Here is a 5,614-nt window from a genome sequence, read left to right on the forward strand (position 1 = left end):
ATTTTTGGCACGCTGTTGAGTTCTCAAGGAACGGACGCTTCCTTTGTACTCACCCTCTCGGGCTTTCCTCCGGGCGCTTCCCTTCGGTCTTGCGTCTCCGACTCTACCAGATCTTTCAGGACCTGATTTCCTCGGTGCTTTTCAGGTAATCCGCTTTCGCGTTTCCCTTTCCAGCGGCTCCGACTTTATCAGATTCTCTGAGTCGGAATTTCCACCCGGTTCGGGGCTGCCTCCGGAGCATGAAGCTTCGGGGTTCCCGTTCAGGCGGAGACGTAAACGTACTGGAGCGGGCCGCCCCGATGCAAATCGAGGCGGCCCGCTCCTGGTTGAGACCCTGCCGGCGGTCAGACCTCGACGACGACCGGGAGGATCATCGGGCGTCGGCGGTAGTTGTCGGACACCCACTTGCCCAGCGTGCGGCGGATGAGCTGCTGAAGCTGATGGGGCTCCACGACACCGTCCTGGGCCGACCGCTCAAGCACTTCCGTGATCTTCGGGATGACGTCGGCGAAGACGGCATCGTCGATTCCGGAACCGCGTGCCTGCACATGCGGGCCGCCCGTGAGCTTGCCGGTGCTGGCGTCCATCACCACGAAGACCGAGATGATGCCCTCGTCGCCGAGGATCTTGCGGTCCTTGAGCGTGGGCTCGCCGACGTCACCGACCGAGAGGCCGTCCACGTACACGTACCCGGCCTGGACCTTGCCGGAGATCTTCGCCTTGCCCTCGATCAGGTCGACGACGACGCCGTCCTCGGCGATCACGATCCGGTCGTGCGGGACACCCGTCAGGGCACCCAGCTCGGCGTTGGCACGCAGGTGGCGCCATTCGCCGTGCACCGGCATCAGGTTGCGCGGCTTGCAGATGTTGTAGAAGTACAGCAGCTCGCCCGCGGAGGCGTGGCCCGAGACGTGCACCTTGGCGTTGCCCTTGTGGACGACGTTGGCGCCCCAGCGGGTCAGACCGTTGATGACGCGGTAGACCGCGTTCTCGTTGCCCGGGATCAGCGACGACGCGAGGATCACCGTGTCGCCCTGGACGATCCGGATCTGGTGGTCGCGGTTCGCCATCCGGGAGAGAGCGGCCATCGGCTCACCCTGGGATCCCGTACAGACGAGGACGACCTCGTGGTCCGGAAGGTCGTCGAGCGTCTTGACGTCGACGACCAGACCCGGCGGGACCTTCAGATAGCCGAGGTCACGCGCGATGCCCATGTTGCGGACCATCGAGCGGCCGACGAAGGCGACCCTGCGGCCGTACTCGTGGGCGGTGTCGAGGATCTGCTGGATGCGGTGCACGTGGCTGGCGAAGCTCGCCACGATGATGCGCTTGCCGGCGTTCGCGAAGACCTGGCGCAGCACGTTCTGGATGTCGCGCTCGGGCGGGACGAAGCCCGGGACCTCGGCGTTCGTGGAGTCCGAGAGGAGAAGGTCGATGCCTTCCTCGCTCAGCCGGGCGAACGCGTGCAGGTCGGTGAGCCGGCCGTCCAGCGGGAGCTGGTCCATCTTGAAGTCGCCGGTGTGGACGACCATGCCCGCGGGGGTGCGGATGGCGACCGCGAGGGCGTCCGGGATGGAGTGGTTGACCGCGACGAACTCGCAGTCGAAGGGGCCGATGCGCTCGCGGTGGCCCTCGGCCACTTCGAGCGTGTAGGGCCGGATGCGGTGCTCCTGGAGCTTCGCCTCGATGAGCGCGAGGGTCAGCTTGGAGCCGATCAGCGGGATGTCCGGCTTCTCGCGGAGCAGGAAGGGCACGCCACCGATGTGGTCCTCGTGGCCGTGCGTGAGCACGATGCCCTCGATGTCGTCGAGGCGGTCCCTGATGGACGTGAAGTCCGGCAGGATCAGGTCGATTCCGGGCTGCTCCTCCTCGGGGAAGAGCACTCCGCAGTCGACGATCAGCAGACGGCCTCCGTACTCGAAGACCGTCATGTTCCGGCCGATCTCGCCGAGACCGCCGAGCGGGGTGACCCGCAGGCCGCCCTTCGGGAGGACCGGCGGTGCACCGAGTTCAGGATGCGGATGACTCAAAAGACTCTCCTCACCACGCGCGCCACGTACCTGGCAAGGCACGTGGCGCGCGTGACGTTCGTGCAGTAGCTGTTGTGTGGGGTGCAGGCCCATGGCCTGCGTTCAGGCGTATTCAGTTGTGAAGTCTGTGGTTAGAGCTCTACCCCGCCGGCGCCAAGATCGATCTTGAGCTGGCTGGTCTCCTCGGGCGACAGTTCGACCATCGGGGCGCGGAGCGGACCGGCGGGCAGGCCCTGGAGGGCGAGCGCGGCCTTGGTCGTCATGACGCCCTGGGTGCGGAACATGCCGGTGAAGACGGGGAGCAGCTTCTGGTGGATCTCGGTGGCCTTCTGGACGTCCCCCGAGAGGTACGCGTCGAGCATGGCGCGCAGGTCCGGGGTGACGACGTGACCGACCACGGAGACGAAGCCCACCGCGCCGACCGAGAGCAGCGGCAGGTTCAGCATGTCGTCGCCGGAGTACCACGCGAGGCCGGAGCGGGCGATGGCCCAGCTCGCGCGGCCGAGGTCTCCCTTGGCGTCCTTGTTGGCGACGATACGCGGGTGCTCGGCGAGCCGCACCAGAGTTTCGGTGTTGATCGGTACGCCGCTGCGGCCGGGGATGTCGTAGAGCATGACCGGCAGTTCGGTCGCGTCGGCGATGGCCGAGAAGTGCCGGTACAAGCCCTCTTGCGGGGGCTTGTTGTAGTACGGCGTCACGGTGAGCAGGCCGTGCGCGCCGGCCTTCTCCGCGTCGCGGGCGAGCTCGATGCTGTGGCGGGTGTCGTTCGTGCCGACGCCGGCGACGATGTGGGCGCGGTCGCCGACCGCCTCCAGCACAGCGCGTACGAGCTCCGATTTCTCCGCGTTGCTGGTGGTCGGGGACTCACCGGTGGTGCCGTTGATGATCAGGCCGTCGTTGCCTGCGTCCACCAGGTGGGTCGCGAGCCGCTGAGCGCCGTCGAGGTCGAGTCCGCCGTCCGCCGTGAAGGGCGTGACCATGGCGGTGAGGACCCGCCCGAAGGGGGTCTGCGGAGTGGAGGTCGGAGCCATGGGTAATACGCTACTCGCTGCTCACCCCGTGGTCTGCCCTCGGGGACCACGACAAAGCATGACAAAGGTGGAACCCGGCACTGCCTGCTCGGGGGTTCAAGCAGTGCCGGGTCCGTTTGATCAGGCTAGATGAACTTCGCGAAATGCCGCAATCGGGACACTTCAGTCGGCTGAACCGTACATCTGTGCCGGACCGGTGCGCGGTGGCGTGTTACGGCGCCACGCGCCCGTTGGCGTTGTAGGCCGCGTGCGTGAGAGGCATGAGCCCGGCCCACTCGGCCTCCATCTTCTCCGCGACCATCTCGATCTCCCGCTGCGGGAACGACGGCACCTTGGCGAGCTCGTGCTGGGTGCGCAGTCCGAGGAAGTGCATCAGCGAACGGGCGTTGCAGGTGGCGTACATCGAGGAGAAGAGTCCGACCGGAAGGGTGGCGCGGGCGACCTCGCGGGCGACGCCGGCCTTCAGCATCTCCTGGTACGCGGCGTAGGACTGCCGGTAGGACTCCTCCATGGCCGTGGTGACGGTCCTGTGCTGCTCGGGGGTGCCCTCGACGAACTCGTACTTGCCGGGGCGGCCCTGCTGGACCAGCTTGCGGTCCTCGGCGGGCACGTAGAAGACCGGCTCCAGCTCCCTGTAGCGCCCGGATTCCTCGTTGTACGACCAGCCCACGCGGTGCCGCATGAACTCGCGGAAGACGAAGATCGGCGCGCTGACGAAGAAGGTCATCGAGTTGTGCTCGAAGGGGCTGCCGTGACGGTCCCGCATCAGGTAGTTGATCAGGCCCTTGGAGCGCTCGGGGTCCTTCTGCAGTTCCTCCAGCGACTGCTCACCGGCGGTGGAGACGCGGGCGGCGAACAGCACGTCGGCGTCGGAGGCCGTGTGCTTGATCAGCTCGACGGTGACATCGCCGCGGAAGCTGGGCTTGAGGTCGTCGGCTGGGGTGTCGGTCACGGTGCGCGGGGTCCTTCCCATCACTGGCTCGGGCGGCGACCACTCTACGGCCCGGTACCGACAACGGGCGTTCGGTGCCGTGCCGCGACATTCGGCGGCGAACTTCTGCGAATTCGGTGATTCCGGGCACCTCTTGTAACGTTCGCCCGTCTGTATGAGTGAGAGCGACGTGTTCGAGAGGTTCGCGCCGCTTGCCATCGGATCGCCCGGATCACGTCACCGTGCCCGTACGCCCCCAGAGGAGAAGCACCGCCCATGTCCCGTCGGCGCGAGCCCGTCCCGTTCGCCTTCACCGCCGAAGCCGACTCCTTCCGCAGCAATGTCGCTCCGCCGCCGCGTGAGCGGTCCTCCGCCGGGCAGATAGCCGGCCGGTGGCTCTTCGGCCTCACCCTGGCCGCCGGGATAGCCGGATCCCTGATAGTCGGAATGCCCGCCCTGTCACAGGATCCGTCACCTGCGCAGACGCAGCACTCCGTGGCGTCGGACGGCCGCTGACTCTTCCGGACCCCCGAGGGTGGTGGGCCGGCAACCGGCTCGATAACCTCACCGGGCACTGCCCGTGTGTGGATCGAGTGAGGATCAAACGTGCCCCTGCCCTTTCTGACGGCGGACCGCGCCTTTGACGAGGCGGCGGGGGACGTCGCGCTTCCCTTCGACGACCGCGACCGCTGGCGGCGCCCCTACCGGCCCGGCCCCTGGCGGGTGGGCGCGGCCGCGCTCGTCCTGCTGCTCGCCTCGTACGTGCTCGTCGCCGCCGTGATCATCGCCGTCACCGGGACGCCGACCGGTGCCGCGGCCTGCATGGCCGCCGCGGCGGTCGTCATCCTGTGCGCGCTGCGGCTGCTGCGCATGGGGGTGTGGGTCAGCGCCCGAGGGCTGCGCCGGGTGGGCTTCTTCGTCACGCGGACGATTCCGTGGAAGCGGGTCGTGGCGGTGCGCACGGTGCAGCAGCCGGTGCGCTGGCTGGGGCTGCCGCGCACCGTCCAGGGCCAGGCGCTGACGCTGGTGAGCGCGGACCACGCGCCCGGGGAGGTGCCGCCGCTCATGACCACGCACAACGCCGACTTCCTGGCGCGTACCGAGGCCTTCGACCGGGCGGCGGACGTCGTCGAGGTGTGGGCCGACGAGTACCGCCGGGCCTGAGGTTCACGGAGAGACATCACGGCGAAGGGGCCGGTCCGCGCAGGATGCGGGCCGGCCCCTTCGCCGTACGACCTGGTCAGGCTTCCAGGGTCCGGCCCTCGTGGAGGGCGATGGCCCGTTGCATGGCCTTGCGGGCGCGCGGGGTGTCGCGGGCGTCGTGGTAGGCCACGGCGAGACGGAACCAACTCCGCCAGTCGTCCGGGGCGTCCTCGGTCTCGGCCTTGCGGCGGGCGAAGACCTCGTCGGCCGAGTCGCGGTCGATACGGCCGCCCTCGGTACGCCGCAGCTCGTCGACGGGCAGTCCGCCCTCGGCGTCGAGCACGCCGGCGAGCCGGTTGGCCTTCCGGACGAACTGGGTGTTCTGCCAGAGGAACCAGATGCCGATGACCGGCAGGATCAGCACCGCGACACCGAAGGTGACGGTGATCAGGGTGCCGTTCTGGATGAGCAGCACGCCC

General features: G+C 68.1%; 6 protein-coding genes. 2 read left to right on the plus strand and 4 right to left on the minus strand.

Translation table 11 applies throughout. The features are described from left to right. Nucleotides 1-344: 344 nt before the first annotated feature. The 3 genes from ACWEBX_RS36900 to thyX all read right to left on the minus strand — a co-directional run bounded on the left by ACWEBX_RS36900 (nt 345) and on the right by thyX (nt 4,013). A complete protein-coding gene (locus ACWEBX_RS36900; protein ID WP_451889111.1) occupies nt 345-2,030 on the minus strand; it encodes a ribonuclease J in 1,686 nt (561 codons plus the stop codon). 131 nt (nt 2,031-2,161) lie between these two features. Next, complete coding sequence (gene dapA / locus ACWEBX_RS36905; protein ID WP_355767956.1) at nt 2,162-3,061, minus strand: 4-hydroxy-tetrahydrodipicolinate synthase; 900 nt, start codon at nt 3,059-3,061, stop codon at nt 2,162-2,164. A gap of 211 nt (nt 3,062-3,272) precedes the next feature. Then, nucleotides 3,273-4,013 carry an FAD-dependent thymidylate synthase gene (gene thyX / locus ACWEBX_RS36910; RefSeq protein WP_451889112.1) on the minus strand — a complete coding sequence of 247 codons (741 nt, stop codon included), beginning with the start codon at nt 4,011-4,013 and terminating at the stop codon, nt 3,273-3,275. A 255-nt stretch (nt 4,014-4,268) separates the two neighbouring features. Here thyX and ACWEBX_RS36915 point away from each other — a divergent pair, with 255 nt between their 5' ends. Next, on the plus strand, nt 4,269-4,508 hold the full coding sequence (locus ACWEBX_RS36915) for a hypothetical protein (protein ID WP_451889113.1): 240 nt from the start codon (nt 4,269-4,271) through the stop codon (nt 4,506-4,508). A gap of 90 nt (nt 4,509-4,598) precedes the next feature. Then, nucleotides 4,599-5,156 carry a hypothetical protein gene (locus ACWEBX_RS36920; protein ID WP_451889114.1) on the plus strand — a complete coding sequence of 186 codons (558 nt, stop codon included), beginning with the start codon at nt 4,599-4,601 and terminating at the stop codon, nt 5,154-5,156. A gap of 76 nt (nt 5,157-5,232) precedes the next feature. Here the strand turns inward: ACWEBX_RS36920 and ACWEBX_RS36925 are convergent. Further along, nucleotides 5,233-5,614, minus strand: a 382-nt coding sequence (locus ACWEBX_RS36925) for a hypothetical protein (protein ID WP_451889115.1), incomplete at its 5' end; no start/stop codon positions are given.

This window comes from Streptomyces sp. NPDC005070 (assembly GCF_053600395.1).

Excerpts from the sequence above, each read along its gene's own strand:
- dapA (WP_355767956.1), bottom strand. The coding sequence starts at position 3,061 with ATGGCTCCGACCTCCACTCCGCAGACCCCCTTCGGGCGGGTCCTCACC.
- ACWEBX_RS36915 (WP_451889113.1), top strand. The coding sequence starts at position 4,269 with ATGTCCCGTCGGCGCGAGCCCGTCCCGTTCGCCTTCACCGCCGAAGCC.